The sequence below is a fragment of the Paenibacillus sp. CF384 genome (genome assembly GCF_900106745.1).
GTDB lineage: Bacteria > Bacillota > Bacilli > Paenibacillales > Paenibacillaceae > Paenibacillus_Z.
Genome location: NZ_FNNV01000009.1, coordinates 118,019 through 138,200, shown reverse-complemented (window position 1 = coordinate 138,200; position 20,182 = coordinate 118,019). Strand labels below are relative to the sequence as shown.

The window sequence follows — 20,182 nt, the reverse complement described above, 5'->3', positions numbered from 1 at the left end:
TATGCAAGGCAACAAGTTACGATTAATGTCCCATCATCATAGCGGGATCAACCTGCTCGGTACCTGCAATGTCCTTCTGAGGCTTCGGTTTGCGAAGAATAAGACTGAACACAACGCCGAAGATGGCCAGACCGAATGATAACATAAACGTATCGCTGTAGGCGTTAACTGCAGCTTCGATCTGATTGCCGCCTGCCGTCATATGATCGGCCGCGCGCGTTGTCATGTAGCCGGTCAGACCGGCAACCGCGAACGATGTGACCACTTGTTGTGCTGCCGTCGTCAGCGGTGTAACACGGGAAACGAGATGACGCGGCGCGGAATTCAGTACATGCGTGTTCAGAGACATCATCGCTAAACCCATGCCCGATCCGATCATGAATAGCGGGATAATGATCATGATCAGCTGCGTGTCGACGTTGATGTTATGAAGAAGGAACAACGCTCCGGCAACAAGCGAAAGGCCGACCAGCGCAAGCGGACGAGCACCGATTCGATCGAACAAACGTCCGCCAATCGGCATGAAGAGCATCGAACCGATCGCTTGTGGAAGCATAATAACACCTGTTTCTAGCGGTGAATAATTCCGAATCGTTTGCAGGAATACCGGCATTAGAATCATAGCGCCGAACAATGCGATCTGAACGATCCACACAAGCAGTGTGCCGCGTGTAAAGTCCGAGGAACGGAATACGCGTAATTCGAGAAGCGGTTGTTTGTGACGAAGCTCCACGATGATGAACAAGAGCAAAGCAATACCGCCGACGATCAAACCGGTTAACGTATTGTCCGCAGTCCAGCTTGTGCGGCCGCCTTCACTAACGCCGTAAGCAAGCGATGCGAACGCGATTGGCGCTAGGATCATCCCAATGATATCAAGGGCAGGCGCTTTGTTTTGCTCGAAATTCGGCAAATATTTGATCCCAACAATCATACCGACAATACCGATTGGCAGGTTGATCAAGAAAATCCAGTGCCAAGATACCGCTTCGATCAGCCAGCCGGAGAGAATCGGTCCGAGCGCCGGCGCAAGCAGCATCGGGATACCGAGCATACCCATGACAGCGCCACGTTTCTCCTGCGGTGCGAGACGGAAAATTATCGCCATACCGATTGGCATAACCATACCGCCGCCGAGCCCTTGAATGACACGGAACGCGATAAGCTGTTCAACCGTTTGAGCAGCTCCGCAAAGCACGGAACCAATCGTAAATAGCGCAATGGTAATCAAGAATATGCGTTTAGAGCCGAATTTATCGGTCATCCAGCCGGCGAGGGGAATTACAGCTGACAGGGCAAGCGTATAGCCTGTGAACGTCCACTGGACCGTGTTGATGGTTGCGTCAAATTCGGTCTGGAATTTCGCCAATGCTACGTTCACGACCGTGCTGTCCAGAATAACCATGATCATGCCGACGATTACGGCCATTAGCGGTGCGATGATGGTCTTGATCGAAAACTCGGATGATGATGTTGGTGCTGTTGGTGCTGACATCGTTCTACCTTCTCTCCATGAAATCCATATTGTCGTGCCTGTGACTAACCGTTTTTATTGAAAACCGATAGGTCACGATATATAATATTCTCAACACCGGACAGTCACTTGTCAATCTTTTTCTGAAAAGAGGAACGCCACTTGAGCTTGCTTAGAGATAAAATCATCGGATCTGCCATGCAGTTATTTGCCCAAAAAGGGTTTGAGGCTACTTCCATTCAAGATATTGCGAACGATTGCGGAATAGCTAAGGGATCCCTATATAAGTTTTTTGCTTCCAAGGAGGAATTGCTTGTTGAAGTCTATCGCCATCGCTTTCAGCTGATGTTCGAGCAGGTGGACCGTATTAAAGCGGATCGTTCCCTGTCGCCTAAAGCACGTTTCGTGCAAGAAACCTTGAACCAATTCATCAACTTCAAGGCATTTAAATCCAGTATAAAAGACTTTTATGAACTGAAGATTAACGAAGATGGTGCCTTTTCTTCTTTCCTTCAACAAATTCGCTCGAAAATGTTTGTCTATTTGGAAGAAAGCCTTATTCATGCGTACGGCCCAGGCATTCAAATATATAAATGGGATCTGATTGCTCTCTACATCGGCATCATCAAGGAATACATGGTGATGACAGAGCTAGTTAGCAGTCCATTCGATTATGAACGAATGGCCGCTTTCGTGGTCGAGCGGATGGACGAAATGGTTGCCGGGCTTGTTCAATCGAAGAGTAAACCCATTCTCGAATCGGACATTATGACTCAATTTGTTGCCTGCGGGATGAAGGGGTCTGCTGTCCCTGCTGAGGAGCAGCTGAGCGAAGGAATCACCAGATTGTTAACCACCATTCATGAGCTCCAAGCTACAAACAGCATCAAGACGGAGCTGCATGACGCGGCCGTTCTTCTACGAGAAGAAGCAGACGCGGACAAGCCCCGAATGGTGCTTGTCCGCGCGCTTATCGGACTATTGCAATCCCAGCATGAATTAACAGCCATTCTGGGGCAGCTTGAGAAGCTGTTCGAATTAAAATCAGCTTCCTAGCCTTGTTACTGCTTGCCCTCTTAGTACTGATTCGCCAAACTAACGAGGTTGCGCATCGAATCCCCTTCGCCACGCACATAAACGCCTAAATTATGAACAAGAATATCAACGGCACGGTCGGTGTAATAGATCGAATTACCGGAGTTATGCGGGGTTAGAATGACATTATCGAGCTCCCAAAGCGGATGTGACGCAGGCAGCGGCTCCTGCTCGAACACATCAAGCCCTGCTCCGGCAATGACACCGGACCGCAGCGCCTCCACCATATCTTCCGTTACAACCGTCCCTCCGCGTCCAATGTTAACGAAGAAGGCGGAAGGCTTCATCTGCTTAAATTTTGCAAGGTCAAACAAATGATGGGTTTCCTTCGTGATCGGCAGCGTAACCACGACATAGTCGCTCTCCTGCAGCACGGTGTCCAGTCCATCGGAGCCGTACATATGGTCCACATACGGGGACGGCTTACCGGAATTCCGAACTCCCACTACACGCATATTGAACACCTTAGTAAGCCTCGCAAGCTCCTCGCCGATCGCACCGACACCTACGATCCCGAGCACCTTCCCGTGAATTTCGCCCAAGCCTCCAAGCCAATCCCATTTCTTCTCGACTTGATTGCGCATCGTCAAATGCAGCTTACGCGTAAAGCTAAGCATCATGCCGAGCACGGTCTCCGATATCCCATTCGCATGAACGCCGCTGGCGTTGGTCAGCGTTATTCCATGTGCGGCAAAAGCTTCGAATGGCATCTGCTCGACGCCTGCGCCCCAAGCCTGCACCCAGCGCAGCGTTGTACCCGGTCGCAGCGCGCTTGCAGCCGCATGATCATCCCAGCCTGCTATAATCTCAGCCTCGGCCAGATGTTCCGACATCCCCTGCTCATCGGCATCGCCGCCGAATACTACCTTAAACCCCGGCGCAGCTTCTCTGATGCGTTCTCTGTGCTTCGTTTCCAAGTCGTACACGCATACAAGCTTTCTGCTCATCCCTTACCCACGCTCCTTCTCATAAAGAAGAAGCCCCTACCAGCCCAAACGGACGGTACGAGCTTCTATTTATATACTGCACTAGCAGAATGCTCCATTCGAAGCTTTGGCTTCGAACGGAAACCAATCTGCTGTTACAGCTTAACTTCAGAACCTGTACGAGCCGACTCATAGATCGCGGACAAAATTTTGATCATGTCTACGCCTTGATCGATCGTAAAGATCGGTTTCTCGCGGCCTTGAATGACATCGACGAAGTGATACAGGTTCGCACCATGTCCGCCATTGTCTTCACCTACGTGTGGAACCATATCCGTTACGACGCCTTGGTCTTCACCGAAGATGCCAAGCTTGCCGTTGCTGAATTTGAAGCCGGCTTTCGTACCGCGCAGCTCAACGAAGTTCTCTTCTTGCTCGATGTTCGAAGCCCAGCTGAACTCGATTTGGAGCGATGCGCCGTTGTCGAAACGGATAAAGCCGATTGCCAGATCCTCAACATCGAACGTGCCCTCGTCTTCGGATTTAGAACCGAACTTGCTGTGCTCGGAGCCCGCAATATCTTCCGCATCCGCGAATTTCGTGTACGTTGCACCCGTAACCGATACCGGTTTCGGATTGCCCATGAACCAGATCGACAAGTCGATGAAGTGAACGCCAAGATCGATAAGCGGTCCGCCGCCGGACAATTCTTTGGTCGTGAACCAGCCGCCTTTGCCTGGGATACCGCGGCGACGTGTCCATCCACAACGACCCGCGTAAGCTTCGCCCAAGTTGCCTTGGTCGATCCAACGTTTGATGTACTGGGAAGCCGGACGGAAACGGTTGTTACGCATAACCATCAGCGTTTTGCCGCTTTTCTCTGAAGCTTCTTTCATGCGGAGCGCTTCTTCCGGACTAACCGCATCCGGTTTCTCGCAGAATACATGCTTGCCTGCTTCAAGAGCGGCAACGGCGATTTCGGAGTGGAAGAGGTTTGGCGTGCAAATATCGATAATATCAACGTCTGCAAGAGCGATAACATCACGGTAGTCGCTGAATGCTTGCGGAATGCCGTGCTGCTCTGCCGCTGCTTTAGCTTTCTCCAGATCAATATCACAAATTGCAACGATTTCAAGCTCCGGGTGGTTTTTCAAAGGCTCGGAGTGCGCCCATTGGAAAATTCCACCTGCGCCAATTACGCCTACTTTAAGTTTCTTCGTCATGATTAACATCCTCTCAAGATGAAATAAACAGGCTCTGGCCGAGCGGCCAGAGCGCTGCAGTGTCGTTCATTTAGTTCAGTTTCTTCAAGAAGCCTTCACGCAGCTTGTAATATTTCATCCAAGCCTCCGTTTGTTTCTTCACGCCATCGGCAATATCGCTTTCCGACAGAACGTCTGTATATTCTTTATACGTTTTGTCGAAATCAGCAACCGGGCTAGTAATGGCTTTAACAATCAGGTTGTCGAGCTCATCGTTATGTGGAGCAACCAAGTTGTTGTTCAGATCATTCGTAACGGTGTCGTACTCAGCACGAGCTTGCTGCGTTGCATCATCAACAGGAAGTTCCGCATACAGCGTCATGTTCTTCATGTTGTGCTGCTGCCAAGCCGTGTTCACTAGCGTAGCTTGATCGTAGTTGCTTACGCTGAATGGATATACGATTTGCGGTGTATAGACAAATCCCATTTCGTCAGCCATAGCCAGGCCGTATACTTCAGGGTTTGTCATGGTGTTGTCTTGACCTTGAATACCGTAGTACCAGCCATCGCCTGTTTCATCCTGCTTACCGATCAGCTTGTACTCTTCAACCTTCTTGAATTCCGGTTTGTAGCGGCGTTCCATGCCTTCGCCTGTGTACATATCAGGAGTACCCCATGCGCGCAGATCTGCCGCTTCAAGGGAGTTGTTCCAGTCAATCCAGTTCAGTACTTGCGGAATCATGTCATCCGTAACCTTTTTCGGGTTAATGGCTTTGGAGTTCCATTTTGTCGTCAAAGGGAAGTACTGATTGGCTGCATCTTGATTACTTGGGTCAAGCTCGTTTGCGAAGATCGGATAGAATCTCCAGTCGTAATCCTTGCCTTCTTTTTTCACTTTCTCTTGGTTCGCGGCAATTGGAGCCCACATGTTCACAACGGCATATTCACCATTGATCACTTTGGCATCGCGCTGCTCATTCTTCTGGATGTAGAATTCTTTACCGAACAAGCCGTCTTTGAAGCCTTTGTTCATGAACGAGATGTAAGCTTTCCATTCCGGTGTAAGCTGATAATCCGAGTATAAGTTCTTGGACTCGTTGATTACGAGCGGATAAGCTTGGCTCATATTCAAACCGGAAGCTGTGAACAAGGACCATTGAAGCGCGCCTCTCGTGTTATCCAATTGAAGGTGGCCCGGTGTAATCGTCTTGCCGTTTTCTTTAATGTCCAATGCTTTTACTTTTTCTAAGTAAGCGTACAAGTTATCCAGGTTTTTAATCGGAATATCCATGATTTGCTCAAGCGATAATTTACCTTTGTTCGCAATAGCCAGCTTCTTCAAGTCAGCTGCGCTCATTGCGCTAGGGAAGATTTTTTTCAGGATATCATCGCGCATCCATACACCGTAACCGCCGTTACCCAGACGGGATTCGCCATAAGGTGTTTTGCGGTATTCATCTTTGAGCAATGGGCTTGGCAGTGAAGGAATCGCCCATAGCTTGCCATCTGTTGGATCTACGCTTGCTTTGTACCATTGTTCCATCGTAACGCCAAGTTCAGTTAAACGAGCTGCCGTAAGCGGCATGTATTTTGTCATTTCATCAAGCGTGATTTCACGAACCATGCCTGCTTTCTTCAGCATTTCCATGTTGTCCGCGTCGTCTGCGATCCCGTTCTGGTTCGCGATTACCGCTGGAACAGTGTCAGCAAGAATTTGCATTTGAAGCCAGCTTTTATAATCAGTGCCTGCCGGAATTTCTACGAAATCAGGTATCACTTTTGTTTTCTCACGCCAGATTGGCGTTAGTTTGTCTTCAACCGGCTTACGTGGGTTTGTCGGCAATTGGCTAAGCACTTCCAAATGCATTTCCTTGAAGTTTGCCGGATCAACCGGTGCGCCTGCGTTCGTGCCCGTATTATTCGGAGCGTTGTTGTCGTTCTTGGAGCTGCCGCAGCCAGCCAGAGAAACAGCCAGCAGAACAGCAAACATAATCATGACTACCTTTTTCATAATACCGTAAAGCCTCCCTTGGATATGTGTTTAATTAACTATGGAAAAGCAGTGACTTTATTAAGCCTTAACTGCTCCAGTTAACATCCCTTTAACGAAATACTTCTGGAAGAACGGGTAAACGAATAGCAGCGGGAACGTGACCACGACCATGACCGTCATTTTGATAACCTCAGGTGTTGGAACCGTGTTATTACGTTGAGCCAGGAGTCTACGTGCAGCAGCCCCCGAAGTCTTCGTGAAATCGATCATCGTGTTCGCTTCTGCGCGGTTAATGATTTCGTACAGTACGAACTGCAGCGTACTCAAGCTGCGGTCTGTAACGTAAATCAGGTTCGTGTAATAATCCAGCCAGTTGCCTACAACGGCGAAGAATGCAAATGCGGCAATAACCGGCATACAAAGCGGGAAAATAATTTGGAAGAAAATGCGCACATAACCGGCACCATCGATGAAAGCCGATTCCTGCAGCTCAGCCGGAAGATCTTCAATGTGCGTACGCATGATAATCATGCTGAAGAATCCAAACGCCCCCGGAAGAACGTAAACCAAGAAATTGTTGATTAGATCCAGCTTAGAAATGACCACATAGTTGGAAATAATCGTTCCGCCGATAAACATCGGAATCATAAAGAAGAAGAGAAATGACTTACGTCCCGGCAAGAAACGCTTGGAGAGTGCGAAGGCAGCTAACATCGTGACGAATACGGATAACACAGGTCCGATGATGCATCGCAGCGTCGTTACGATAAACGCCGAGTGAAGCCGATCATACTGAAAGACAAAAGCATAGTTCTCTAGCGTAAATACGCGAGGGAAGAACCAGATCGGGCCTGCGGCCGCGTCAGCTCCTGTATTGAAGGACATGACCAAGATATACCAGAACGGATATACCGCAGTTATCGCCCAGAGCAACATGAGTAGGATGTTGAAGACATCAAATGTGCGTTCACCTGTTGTTCGTTTAATTCTGTTCGCTTTCATTAGGTTCCGGTAACCCCTTCCTTTAAATGATACCTACGTTACTGAGGCGCTTCGTCGTGTAGTTAGTAGCCATAATCAGAATAAAGGAGATTACGCCTTGGAATAGCCCAACCGCGGCTGAATAGGAATACTGTCCGCTGACGAGACCTTGATAGTACGTATAAACGCCGATGGTGTCCGTATCCAGTCGAATCATTTTATTTTGCAAGTTGAATACTTGGTCGAAGTTTGTTGCAAGCAATCCGCTCAGCGAGAAGATCAGAAGAATACACATCGTTGGAATCAAACCCGGAAGCGTGATATACATCAGGCGCTGCCAGCGACTCGCGCCGTCTACTTGTGCGGCTTCATATTGCTGCGGGTCAATGCTCGTAAGTGCTGCAAGATACAAGATCGTGCCCCAGCCTGTTTCTTTCCACACTTCGGAAATGACCAGAACGGGAAGGAAGTTCTTCGCATCCTGCATGAACGAAATACGTTCTGCGGCCGGATCAATCAGTTGGCGCAGGTTATTGATTATCCCTGTAGCGTCAACAGTAAGGAACATGTAGAACAAGCCGGCAACCGTTACCCATGATACGAAATGCGGAATATAGGAAGTGGTTTGAACGATACGTTTGAAGCGTTCGCCGCGAAGCTCATTGAGCAGCAGCGCAAAGATCAACGGTGCAGGGAATGTCGCAATCATCATCGTCACGCTGTAAAGCAGCGTACGGCCGATCAATGTATAAAATTTATGATCGGTCAGGAACTTGGCGAAGTTGTCAAAGCCGACAAATTCACTGCCGAAACCGAACCAGCCTTTGTTAAAGTCATAATCCAAGAATGCAATGTAGTTGGAGAACATGGGCAGGTACGCGAAAATGAAAGTTAATACCATCGCGGGAACCAAGAACAGATACAAGATCTTTATGTTCTGCGTTTGCAGCCCACTGCGTTTTTTGGGCCTTACGTTTTGTTTGCTTGTTGACATAGCCATCGTAAATCCTCCTATTTCAGTTGCGTAATAACCACACCTATTATGTCCCAAACCCGTAGGTCTGACCGACTGCCGACATGACATTTTCCATCGAAACGATTCGACAGTTTTATAAAATAAAACGATCCAAATGAACCGCTTTCACAACCAAAAAAGGTATTTTATTTGGTAATTTACGAAAATTAACAAAAAGTTGCATTTCTCGCCTCACTTTTTGTCGAAACGTTTCACAAAACCCATATTAGCACATTGTTCGCGCGGGGAAAAGGCTTTCACCATAAATTTTATGACTTTTTCTATGTAAATTTCTGCATATGCCCACTTTAGGTGAAACGTTTCGACAAAAAAGCAGCAAAAAACCCCGTTTCCACGGGGTTTTGCATGCATTTCGTACTATAGACCACCTTCACAGTGGCAATATGAATGAGACTAGATAAATACTATCGTTAGTTTGTCATCTACTTTGGCATGCTTTCGCGATACCACCAGCTTCATGCCGCCTTGTTCCTCTACCGTGTAATCTGTGCTGTCAGCGATCCCTCGCTCGGTTTCGAGCGCAATTACATCTTCTGCCTGCGTCAAACGGAAGGCTATCGATTCCTGAGAAACGGCTGTAATTTCAGCGGTTGAATACGCAATCCGCACATCGCCGAACGTCATCCCAATCGGCAGCATGACCCCGTCTTTGCTGGCAATCTCAAACCTGCGTCCGCCAAACATCTGCTCGCTGCCGTCTGTGAGATGAATCTCTTTATCGAAGCCGTCCAAATTCAGAATATGCACGAAACGTTCGCCTTCTTGATTAACCGTCGACGTGGTGAATATGCCCAGATAGCGATTATCATGCGTCAAACCGGCCTTAGCCCCTAAGCGCTCAAGCGCAGTCTTGAACAAGGCTACATCGCCGCTGTAAGCCGCTGCAATCACAATGGCACGGCCGCGTCCTGCTTGTGCCTCGACGCCGCAAACAAATCCGCTGTCATACAAACGCATGATGACATCGTTTGTTCCCGGTGCCAGGCGCTGGGCGAAATGCGTATGCACTTCAGGACGACCTGCCGCCCAACCTTCAGCGATGATGGACGGCCAGGAATGAGGCCCGTTCTGAACGAAACCTTCGACTTGGATGCCCAGCGCGTCGCTAAGAATCGTGCAAGGCTTGCCTTCCATATCAAACTGCGGCACCTCGCCGTACAACAGCAGCCCGCCGCCGGCGTTCAGATAGTCCGCAACCTTACGCTGAATAGCCGCGCTCAAGTAACGCGCGCATGGCAGTGCTAGTACAGGTGTTGTGACCGGATCTAGAGGCTTATTCTGAATGTCTGCCGATGTGAACCGATACCCGGCCAGCAGCATGCCGCGGCCCATGATTTCCCAGCCGCCACTCGCACGATTCGCTTCGATGTTCTTCAGAATCTCGTTCATCTTCTCGCTCTTCGGATAACGATATTCCGTCATATAGTAATCAGGGATGAATGCGAAAGCTACTCCGTCATGCTCTTCGTTCATAACCGCCAGCTTATCCTTCACGGCCATCATAGTCTTAATTGCGCGCTGCATTCGCGGATAAGTGTAGTTAAGCTCCCCTTCCGGACTGACAGGAGCCGCAAAGCCATGGCGTTCACCGGTGAACGCGACACGATCATTGCCGTCGCCAAGCTGCTGATCCATCCGGTAATTGATTCCGCCGGTCATCAGATAATAGTTGATCATCCGATTCCCTTGTGCGATACACATCCGCGTCTTGAAATCCGCAGCCGACACATCATAACGACCGCCGAAGTTATTGCCGTAGTTGCCGTCACCGCATTCGAATTCCAGCGAAGTGAGCGGTTGATCCGGCAAATGAACGGCATCCATGAACCCGTTAATCAAGTACAGATCTTGAAAATTGCTTACCGTCAGATCGCCAAAATAAATATCAGAGCCGGACAGATAGCCGGGCGCCTGCGTATACGCTTCGTACAATTGGCTGATGCCAATCGGATACGTGAAACCGCGACCGCCGCCGGTACCGTGAATGTTCACGAAGAACGGCACCCCGCGAACGCCGAATTCTTCCGCGTAATCTCGCAGCACGGCGATATACCGAGCAAATCGGTTGCGCATGTAGTAGCCCAAATCATGCAGAAGCTCAGCAGCATAGCTTTCTTTAGGCGAACGAATGGCCGCTAAACGTACCTCCGCATCACTAAGATCAACCGGATATCGCTCCTGCAGCTTATCTGCCTCATACGTTCGACCGAGCCATTCCGTGAAATCAGAGGCGACATGGTCCGTCAGATCAGGGCAGTTGCTAACCCACGACAGCATGCCAATTTCATTATCAAGTTGAACGCCAATAATGCTGCCGCCTTGCCCATGCAGGCGTGGGGCTACGACAGCCATTACCGCAGCGTACCAGCTGCGAGCTGCAGCTAAGAAACCCGGTGCCAGATAATCAAGCGTACGCGTTGTCGCTTCTGCACCATCCCAGCCATGCGGGATGACCTCCGGATGTTTCTCATATACCCAGAACGGAATGCCTTCATTCTTCATCTCCGCCATAATGAACGGCCCCGGACGAACGAAGAAATAGAGCCCATTCGCTTCGCAAAGATCAATAAATCCGCCAAGATCGAGCTCCGGACGCGTATGTCCGTCTAGATCAAATTGTCCTTCGAGCGGCTCATGACATAACCAAGGAACATAAGAGGCAACAGCATTGCAGCCTGCCTCTTTCAGTTTATCGATCCGATCCTGCCATTCGCTGCGAGCAAGGCGATAATAATGAACTTCACCGCACATAATAAGTGCAGGTTTACCATCAATAACAATTTGTTTATTTATGATTTCAATCATGGGGATGCGATTCTCCTGACTCTGACTCTTTAGAATTTAATTTATAGGTTCATTGCGGTGGACTTCGATGCTGCGATAACTTCCAAGGCCGTTACCTCTCGCTCCAATTGGTCGGATAGATAGATGCCTTCACTGATCAGGATGGTTTGCAGTGCAATCTCCGCGGTTGGCAGTAGTTCTACTCGGCCTTGCAGAGCCGCAATCCAATGCTCTTGAGACGAATCATAGGCATCTGTATGCTCGCGAAGCTGATGCCAGCGGTAATTCGCATTGCCGAGATCAAAGGTCGCATCCATATCCATATCGCTTAGTTGTGTATGATAGCTGAATGGTGTTTTTCCTTGACTGGTATGTCCGGGAAGCCGCAACCCGCCGATATTGCCGACGATGCTGCTGCCTTCGAAGCCGTTCAGATGGATAGCCCACGCTTCGATAATATCCAGCGTCAATCCGCCCTCGAAACGGACGAACCCGACGCCTAGCTCCTCCACATCAAAGCCGCTTATCGCTCGGCGCGTCTCATCCATCGCGACTTCCTGATACGTCTTGCCGGTAATGGTCTTCACCATCGGCAAGTCCATTAAGTAGAGCAGCTGCGAGATGCGGTATACGCCCATATCGAACAAAGCACCGCCTGCCGCGGTAGCTTTGCGGTTAAATTCCTTCGTCGCATACCCGTCTACGAACGGACGCCCCCGTCTGCGGTGACCTGTCGAGCGGGCATGATAAAGCTTGCCGAGCTTGCCTTCCTCGATGAGCATCTTCGCCGCAATCGTCTCAATGAGATATAAGAAGCCCAGCTGTACATGCAGATAGCGGCCGGCTTGCTTAGCAGCGTCAATCATCCGTTTACCGTCCGCATAAGAGCCCGCAATCGGCTTCTCGCAATACACATGCTTGCCGGCTTCAAGCGCAGCAATCGTGATAGGTGCATGAAGGTTGTTATGCACACACACATCAACCGCGTCCAGATCTTCGCGTGCAAGCAGCGCTCGATAATCCGTATAGGTATTCGCAACGCCGAACTGCTCTGCCATCTTCTTCAGCTGCGTTTCATTGGTGTCGCAGAGCGCCACGACTTCTGCACCCTCGATGTTCTCGTATTTCTCCAAATGATCCTTGCCGATCAGCCCTGCGCCAATAATACCGATTCGGATTGTCTTCAATGCATGCCAGCCTCCAAATGATCGTTCTATGAGTGCTGCTTCTCATGAATTTCACATTTCATCAAGCTTCCTACTAATTCTCCTAATAAAAAAAAGAATCCTGCATGCGGCAGATGTTCCGGAACCGCCCTCATTCAATCGAGTGCGATCCCGGTTCATCACTAGCGCATCCCCTTACAGTTTAACTTCTGATCCTGTACGGGCGGATTCATAGATGGCTGATAAAATTTTGATCATATCCACGCCTTGATCGATGGTAAAGATCGGGTTCTCGCGGCCTTGCACGACATCCACGAAATGGTATAGATTCTCTCCGTGTCCGCCTGTGTCTTCGGCAAGATGCGGAACAGTATCGGTTACCGTGCCATTGGATTCCCCGAAGATACCCAGCTTGCCGTTACTGAATCGGAAGCCTGCCTTCGTACCGCGAAGCTCGACGAAATTCTCTTCTTGTTCGATGTTGGAAGCCCAGCTGAACTCGATTTGGAGCGACGCGCCGTTATCGAAGCGGATAAATCCGATCGCAAGGTCCTCCACATCGAAGATGCCTTCGTCTTCTGATTTCTCGCCGAACTTGCTGTGCTCCGAGCCGGCAATATCGTCTGCGTCCGCGAATTTCGTGTAGGTTGCGCCAGTGACCGAGATTGGCTTCGGATTGCCCATGAACCAGATCGCCAAGTCGATGAAGTGAACACCAAGATCGATCAACGGGCCGCCGCCGGAGAGCTCTTTGGTCGTAAACCAGCCGCCTTTGCCTGGAATACCGCGTCGGCGAGTCCAGCCGCAGCGGCCTGCATAAGCTTCGCCGAGGTTGCCTTCCTCAATCCACTCCTTGATGAACTTCGATGCCGGACGGAAGCGGTTGTTGCGCATAACCATAAGCACTTTGCCGCTTTTCTCCGCCGCTTGCTGCATCTTAATCGCTTCATCCGGATTTACCGCATCCGGCTTCTCGCAGAAGACATGTTTGCCGGCTTCCAGCGCTGCGACTGCAATCTCGGAATGGAACAGATTCGGCGTACAAATATCGATAATGTCGATCTCTTCCTTTCTGATGACATCGCGATAGTCACTGAATGCTTGCGGAATGCCGTGCTGTTCAGCCGCAGCTTGTGCTTTCGCCAGGTCGATATCTACGATGGCGACCACTTCAAGCTCTCCATGGTTCTTCAGCGGAGCGGAATGCGCCCACTGGAAGATTCCGCCTGCGCCGATTACTGCAACCTTTAACTTCTTAGTCAACTGAAACACCCTCCCTAAGTCGCCCTGCGATACAATCGAATCTAATTACTCGCCTGTAATACCTGTTTTATCTACTACCTCTACGAATCGTCTCTGCGCGAACATGTAGAGGACCAGCAAAGGCAGTACGATTAACAGCGTGCCTGCCATACGAATCGATTCATTGATATTCTTCGTCTGACCGCCGCCAACTGCTGCTCCGCCTCCGTACAGCTTCGTGAACGAGTCATTGAACGTTTTCAATTGCAGCGGAAGCGTGGTCATGCTTTCACCCAGATAGAGAGAAGTCAGATACGTCTCGTTCCAATGCCATACCGTCGAGAACAGCATAACTACGACGATAGCAGGCATGGAGATCGGAAGAATAACCGTAAAGAAGGTCCGAATGAAGCCGGCCCCGTCCATCTGCGCCGCTTCTTCGAGCGATGCCGGAATCGTCCGGAAGAACTGCGTATAGATCAGAATGAACAATACGCCTTTGATCCCTTGGGCGAATATAGTCGGAACGATAAACGGCAGCGATGATCCAAGCATGTGATACTCGTTGAACATCAAGTAGAGCGGAATCATAACGACCTGGGACGGAACGATGAAGGTAATCATCATGAGACCAAGTACGATCGATTTGCCCGGGAAACGGAATTTCGCAATTCCGTAGCCAACGACTGCACAGGAAACGGTCTGACCGATAGCCGGAACCACGGAGTTCAAGACCGAATTCCAGAAGGTATCCATGTAATCAAGAACATGCCAGGCTTGCGTGAAGTTCTCCAGGTACAGCTTCTGTGGAAGCCAGAGCACCGTTGGGTCCAGCAGATCCGATAAGCTCTTAAAGCTTTGCGAGACAAGATAGAGAATCGGATATAAATAAACGAACCCGATACTAATGAGCAGTGCGTATACCAGCAACTTGAATACAATGCCGTCGTTGCCCTGTCTTCCCATCAGTATCCGTTTGCCGCGATTGTACGTACGAAGCAGAAAAGCTTTCTGCAACTTCAATGATCGTTCCATTAAGCTCTCCTCCTCTTCGGTCGCACATTCACGTCATCGTTATTGCGGAACAGCAGCAGAATCAAGAGCAAGAAGACGAATATGACACCGAAGTAAATCCAGGCAATAGCGGTTGCATAACCGAAGCCGGTTGTCAGGTTGAACATATTTTCCTTGATTAATTCTATGACGTCACTGAACGAGTTGGTGAACAAATCAACCGTCGTATAAATCATATTCACCGCGATAAACGGCTTAATGGCAGGCAATGTTACTTTCCAGAAGCTAACCCAAGGCGATGCGCCATCGATGGAAGCCGCTTCATAGACTTGCTTATTGACCTTCTGCAGACCTGCAAGGAAGATCAATATTTGTACACCGGAGAACCATAGAATCAAGATGAGCTGTTGAATCAGACTAATGATCGGCGAGGACCAGGCCGGGCTTAAATTGTCTTTAATAATCTCGATGATCCCATACTTCTCTACCAGTGGAATCGCCGTTGCTCCTTGGCTGAACAGCTCATTGACAACCTCGCCGCTCGTAATGACGACCGGTAAGAAGAAGATCGCTCTGAACAGCCCTTTCATCTTAATCGGTTGGTTAATCAAGAGTGCGACTAGCATCGAGAAGACGATGATAATCGGGATCATACCTACCGCTGATTTTACGAAGAGCAGCAGCTTCTCTACAAATTCCGGATCAGACAAGAACGCATATTTGTAATTGTCCCCGCCTGTATAATCGGTCACGATACCTTCCGCGCTGATCGTAACCTTGTGTAAGCTCAGATATACCGAGTAGTAGATCGGATAGGCCATAAACAGGATGAAGCCAATAATCCAAGGCGACACCAGCGCGTAACCGGTGAGCGCCTCTCTCATTTTTTTGGTCACTTTCAACTTACTCACCCCCGATGACAGCGAAGCTCTTCGCCTTGACGCTGACTTCGTTGTATGTGTAGTCGCTTGATGTGTAATTCACTACAATTTCCACGCCGTTGGAATACTTGACTGCCGAGATTCCGTAGTCCGGCACGATGCGCGCTTCAATCGTTGCATCCTGAACCTGACGCAGCGCTTGGTTCACGGCTTTGTACGTTTCCTTAATCGGCTGCTCCAAATCGGAATATTGCGTTGTCAGCAAATCGACCGAAGGCGTGTCTCTCAGCTTCCAATACGGCTCATGCGTCAGCAGATACGACGGATATTGACCGAAATCGATCATGCGCAGCGTATCCTCGCGTGGACTGGAAGCCGAGTTAGACGGCCAGCCGAAGTAATCGATGTAGCCGTGCAGCACGATTTGCAAGAAAGGGATCGTATCCGTTTCGTACATGTACTGCGAAGCTCCTGAACCCATGCCGAACATCGTATCCGTGTATTTCCACAGGTAGTCGTTGGCTTGAACAATCGCCAGCTCGTTCAAGTTTTTCTTGAAGTTAGCGGCGAGCTCACGATACGCTTCAGCGGTCTGCTCACGCGTAAACGGATGCTTCTTGTTATAGTCGGATACGAGCGTGCTGCCCGTAATATCGAGCGCAAGCCCATCTACGCCCAGATCCTTCATATCCTCGGCATCGTCTTTCGCAATTTCAACCGATTTGACCGGGCTGATGTCCCGCGCCATAATATCGTCGAAGAAACCACCGTCGCCCCAGCCGAAGAACGGAAACTCGTTAATTTCGTTGTTAATGGCTCTAACGGCGTCGGATTTGAAATTCATCAAATCGGAATTCCCGAAGGCAATGGTATAGTTATTGTACAGATAGACCGGAATGTCTTTGCCTGACAAGTACTTCTTCAGATCCTTCAGACCCGCAGCGCCGCCAAGCTTGGACTCGACCGGGAACTCGGCAGGACGCGAACCGTTCAAGCCTCCGTCATTCCAGCCTTCCAGTACCGTCTTCAAGTTCGTAATGCCGTGCTTCTCCAGACTATCGACAATCGTCTTCGCCTGATTAAACGTCGTCATCGGAACGACTTTGGCACCGAATGCGCTCGCTTCCGTCTCTCCGCCCAGTAGGCGAATCTGCATAGGAACGTCTGCTTTGCTCTTCGTGGATTTCTCTTTGACGAGCTCGCCTTGTTCCTGCAAGTACGTTCTGTACGTCTTCGCCATCCCTACATAATCCGCTTCCTTGCCGCCAAGGAACTTGTATCGAACTTGACGGTCTGTCTTTAGCGGATCTTTCTGGAAGGTATTATAACCGCCCATCGATTTGCTTGTTGGCTGGAAGTAGCCGTACCGGATTTCAAATTTCGGCGCGACCCAGTAGAAGTCGGTGCTTAATCCACTTGGATACGCGACAATCTTGGCATTGAAGCGGCCATCCTCGACGATGCCGAGTACGCCGTTCTGCCCGGTGCCGTGCACGATCCCGAATACCGGCACAGATGTACGACCGGTATTCATGTTGCCGTCCGAGGTATAGTCGGTACCGTAAATCTTACCGACATACGGCTCGTCAAAACGGGAATGCGCTTTGTTAAAGCGGATAAGCGCGCCTGAACGATCCGGAATGAAAATATAGCCCGGAATATCAGCCTTGTGCACCGAGCCAAGGAACGGATATGCCTGAATGGAAGCCAGCTTGCTGACGCCTTTCTCCCACATCGAATCCGATGGGATAGAGACTACAAGCGAATCGTTCTCAAGCTTTACCTCAAGTGCGATGCCTGCGTTCAACGACCCGAAGGTCAGCTTCACGCGCACCCCTTGCTCGATCTGTTCTACACCGTCGACTTTACCGCCGAGCGACAAGAAATTACCCGTGCTCAGCATTTCTTGATCATTATAGTACTCGAGCAGAACCGGTGACTTGACTGCGGTCTGCCACTCATCATTTAATTCGGCATTTTGCAGATCGGCGTCGTTTGGCGTGGAAGCCCAAACATAACCGCTCTCCTTGTTCTTCACCATAATGGCAAGCGAAGCGTTCGCCATATACAGCTCCAGCGAGCCGGACTCGCCGATTTTCTTATAGTCGGACGGAATCGTGCGTTTCGCAATGGCGCTTGCTGCCTTCTCCGGCATCGTATAATTGTTCGAACGATAAGGGAATGAGCCTTCCGTCTTATTCAGAACAATCTTGCTCTGACCCTCGGTAGATTGCTGCTCAACTGTAGCCCCATATGCGAACTGATACAATCCAACCGCTGCAAGTGCAGCAGACGCGACCAGGATAATCGGTTTCTTGTTAATCGACACGCAGATTCACCTCTTGGAATAACGAGTAAACAAATTCCCACACCTGATTCGACAAGCCGAACAGGATAAACGCTACAAAGGCCATAATTAGCATGCCGATGATCGTGAGAACGATGTTTCTAACAGTCTCCTTAATTTCGTAGCCGTGGATCTCTTTCACCATGATGAAGAGCAGAAGCGCACACCACAGAATGACGATATTGTAGGAGTAGTTATAGATGACACCCTCCATCAGGGTAAGGCCACGTGACATAATCGCCAGCGGTATTGCGAAAATAATGTAAGGGGATAATGCATAAATCGTCCCTTTGTAGATGTTCTTGAAGCTGCCTTCCCCATCGTTGATGACGCTGACGAGGTAGTTGGAAATCACCCAAGCGAACAATGGAATGAGCAGCTTGAGCAGCTCGGTTACGATGTTTATCTGCAGCGGCTCCATCGTTGCGAACAAGAAGTTCGTCGTATAGAGACCGAACAATCGAACCCCGAACAGCACGACCAGCAAGACAGTTGCCGATGCTACCGAAGCCTTGTTGTTATGCTCCAGCTCGTAATAACCTTCAATTGGATGCCGCAGCATACGGAAAATGTGAAGCAGCTGCGCGACGAACCATTGTCTGGTCACCTTTAGCCAAGCGATGACAACCGGCTTGCCGAATTGGTACTTCCGGTAAGCGAATCGAATGGCCATCAAGGCGATAATGGCACCTAAGATGCTTAAAGCCACGTCAACTGCGTGTTTCATAATCCATTCGCGCCGAAGTTCCCAGTACGCGTTGGAATATTCCTTCTTGTTTTTGGAAAACTCGAATTTCTCGAATGCTTCTTGGTATTTGCCTTCTTTGAAATAAGCAAGGCCGATACCGGTGTGCGCCAGGGAGAACAAGCTGTTCTGACGCAGCACTTCATTCCATGGTTCACGGCTCTGTACGTATTTGCCGTCCAGATAAAGTCCCAGTGCTTCGTGTACAAGCTTCGTGAACGCCGTCGGCTGGTACACCGTAACATTGCCGCGCTCGCCGCTCAGGGCAAGCAATCTGCCATCCGACGTGACGGCAATTCCTGTCGGTGCTGCGAGCAAACCGAGACGTTGCTCCCCTGTGTCGTTGTAGCTGAAGAGGAACATCAGGTTACCGTCACGGTTGTATTCCAGGATCATGCCTTCGCCGGCATCGATCGCATAAATATTTCCCATCGCATCGGTCGTAATATCGGACACCTGATTAAGCGACCACGTTCCGCCGAGCAAATCCTTGCCCGCGACGTTCAGCTTCTTAATGGCCCCGCCGTTAATTCCTGTCGTACTCGTATAAATAAGGCCTTCCGAATCAACCGAAATATTCGTCGGTGAAATCGGCATTTCACGTGTCATTTTGCTTAGTTGAGCCTTCGTATAGAACATACGCTGCAGCGTCTTCAGCAGGTTGAAGCCTGCCCGGTTACCGCCGAAGTAGCCAAGAAATTTGCCTTCCTTGTCCAATCGGACAAGACCTTGGATAAGGCCCTCACCGATAATATAGATGCTGCCGCGTTTATCGACGATGACCTTCTGTGGCTTGAACGGCGTATCTTTGCCGTACAGCTTCGACTTCGGCTTGCCGATCGTCTGCTTCAACTTGCCGTCTGGCCCGAAGACGACGACGCTTTGTTTGGCATAATCCGCAACGTAAATATCTTTGTTTTCCGTTACGAATACACCCTTCGGCTGTTTTAATTCTCCCTCGCCGATAATGCGAATGAAATTCCCCCATGAGTCCAACTCTACAATTCGGGCGTTGCCTGTATCGGCAACGTACACATGGTCTTCGTTATCTACGAAGATATCTTGCGGGCTATTCAACTCCACTTTCCCGTTGCTTAATGCTTCATTCTCGCCAAAGATGCTATACCCGTCGATTGCGCCTACTGGCATGTAGGCGTTCTGCATCATAATGCCATGACCTTTTTCATCGATCGTGAAGGTAGGATAAGGCACGTCCGCATAAGCAGTAGTCGAACCAACCAACAACGCAGCCGCAACGAGAAGTGTGAGCCATCTGAATCTGAACATTGTTCTCCT

14 protein-coding genes are annotated in these 20,182 nt (G+C 49.7%); 1 reads left to right on the top strand and 13 read right to left on the bottom strand.

The window, feature by feature from the left end; genetic code table 11:
* Positions 1-22: 22 nt before the first annotated feature.
* Entirely contained in the window at positions 23-1,495 is a 1,473-nt protein-coding gene (locus tag BLW29_RS16320) for a DHA2 family efflux MFS transporter permease subunit (protein ID WP_090981437.1), read from the bottom strand.
* Positions 1,496-1,636: 141 nt separating this feature from the next.
* Between BLW29_RS16320 and BLW29_RS16315 the strand changes: the two genes are divergently transcribed.
* Positions 1,637-2,530, top strand: coding sequence for a TetR/AcrR family transcriptional regulator (locus tag BLW29_RS16315; RefSeq protein WP_090981435.1), 894 nt, complete (start codon positions 1,637-1,639; stop codon positions 2,528-2,530).
* Between the two features lie 20 nt (positions 2,531-2,550).
* Here BLW29_RS16315 and BLW29_RS16310 read toward each other — a convergent pair whose 3' ends face one another.
* The 12 genes from BLW29_RS16310 to BLW29_RS16250 all read right to left on the bottom strand — a co-directional run bounded on the left by BLW29_RS16310 (position 2,551) and on the right by BLW29_RS16250 (position 20,173).
* Entirely contained in the window at positions 2,551-3,516 is a 966-nt protein-coding gene (locus BLW29_RS16310; protein WP_090981434.1) for a D-2-hydroxyacid dehydrogenase, read from the bottom strand.
* Between the two features lie 134 nt (positions 3,517-3,650).
* Positions 3,651-4,718: a Gfo/Idh/MocA family protein gene (locus BLW29_RS16305; protein WP_090981432.1), complete on the bottom strand. Its 1,068-nt coding sequence runs from the start codon at positions 4,716-4,718 to the stop codon at positions 3,651-3,653.
* 70 nt (positions 4,719-4,788) lie between these two features.
* Positions 4,789-6,708: a type 2 periplasmic-binding domain-containing protein gene (locus tag BLW29_RS16300; RefSeq protein WP_090981430.1), complete on the bottom strand. Its 1,920-nt coding sequence runs from the start codon at positions 6,706-6,708 to the stop codon at positions 4,789-4,791.
* Between the two features lie 60 nt (positions 6,709-6,768).
* Positions 6,769-7,692, bottom strand: coding sequence for a carbohydrate ABC transporter permease (locus BLW29_RS16295; RefSeq protein WP_090981428.1), 924 nt, complete (start codon positions 7,690-7,692; stop codon positions 6,769-6,771).
* 22 nt (positions 7,693-7,714) lie between these two features.
* Positions 7,715-8,671, bottom strand: a complete 957-nt coding sequence (locus BLW29_RS16290) for an ABC transporter permease (protein WP_177186669.1) — start codon at positions 8,669-8,671, stop codon at positions 7,715-7,717.
* Between the two features lie 429 nt (positions 8,672-9,100).
* A complete protein-coding gene (locus tag BLW29_RS16280) occupies positions 9,101-11,512 on the bottom strand; it encodes a beta-galactosidase (RefSeq protein WP_090981422.1) in 2,412 nt (803 codons plus the stop codon).
* A 41-nt stretch (positions 11,513-11,553) separates the two neighbouring features.
* A complete protein-coding gene (locus BLW29_RS16275) occupies positions 11,554-12,678 on the bottom strand; it encodes a Gfo/Idh/MocA family protein (protein WP_090981420.1) in 1,125 nt (374 codons plus the stop codon).
* A gap of 174 nt (positions 12,679-12,852) precedes the next feature.
* Entirely contained in the window at positions 12,853-13,920 is a 1,068-nt protein-coding gene (locus BLW29_RS16270; RefSeq protein ID WP_090981417.1) for a Gfo/Idh/MocA family protein, read from the bottom strand.
* Positions 13,921-13,965: 45 nt separating this feature from the next.
* On the bottom strand, positions 13,966-14,934 hold the full coding sequence (locus tag BLW29_RS16265; protein WP_090981415.1) for a carbohydrate ABC transporter permease: 969 nt from the start codon (positions 14,932-14,934) through the stop codon (positions 13,966-13,968).
* On the bottom strand, positions 14,934-15,809 hold the full coding sequence (locus BLW29_RS16260) for a carbohydrate ABC transporter permease (protein WP_256208681.1): 876 nt from the start codon (positions 15,807-15,809) through the stop codon (positions 14,934-14,936). The genes BLW29_RS16265 and BLW29_RS16260 overlap by 1 nt, the downstream gene beginning before the upstream one ends.
* Positions 15,810-15,816: 7 nt before the next feature.
* Positions 15,817-18,123: a DUF5696 domain-containing protein gene (locus tag BLW29_RS16255; RefSeq protein ID WP_090981411.1), complete on the bottom strand. Its 2,307-nt coding sequence runs from the start codon at positions 18,121-18,123 to the stop codon at positions 15,817-15,819.
* Positions 18,113-20,173, bottom strand: coding sequence for a YIP1 family protein (locus BLW29_RS16250; RefSeq protein ID WP_090981409.1), 2,061 nt, complete (start codon positions 20,171-20,173; stop codon positions 18,113-18,115). Before BLW29_RS16250 ends, BLW29_RS16255 begins: the two co-directional genes overlap by 11 nt.
* Between the last annotated feature and the right edge of the window lie 9 nt (positions 20,174-20,182).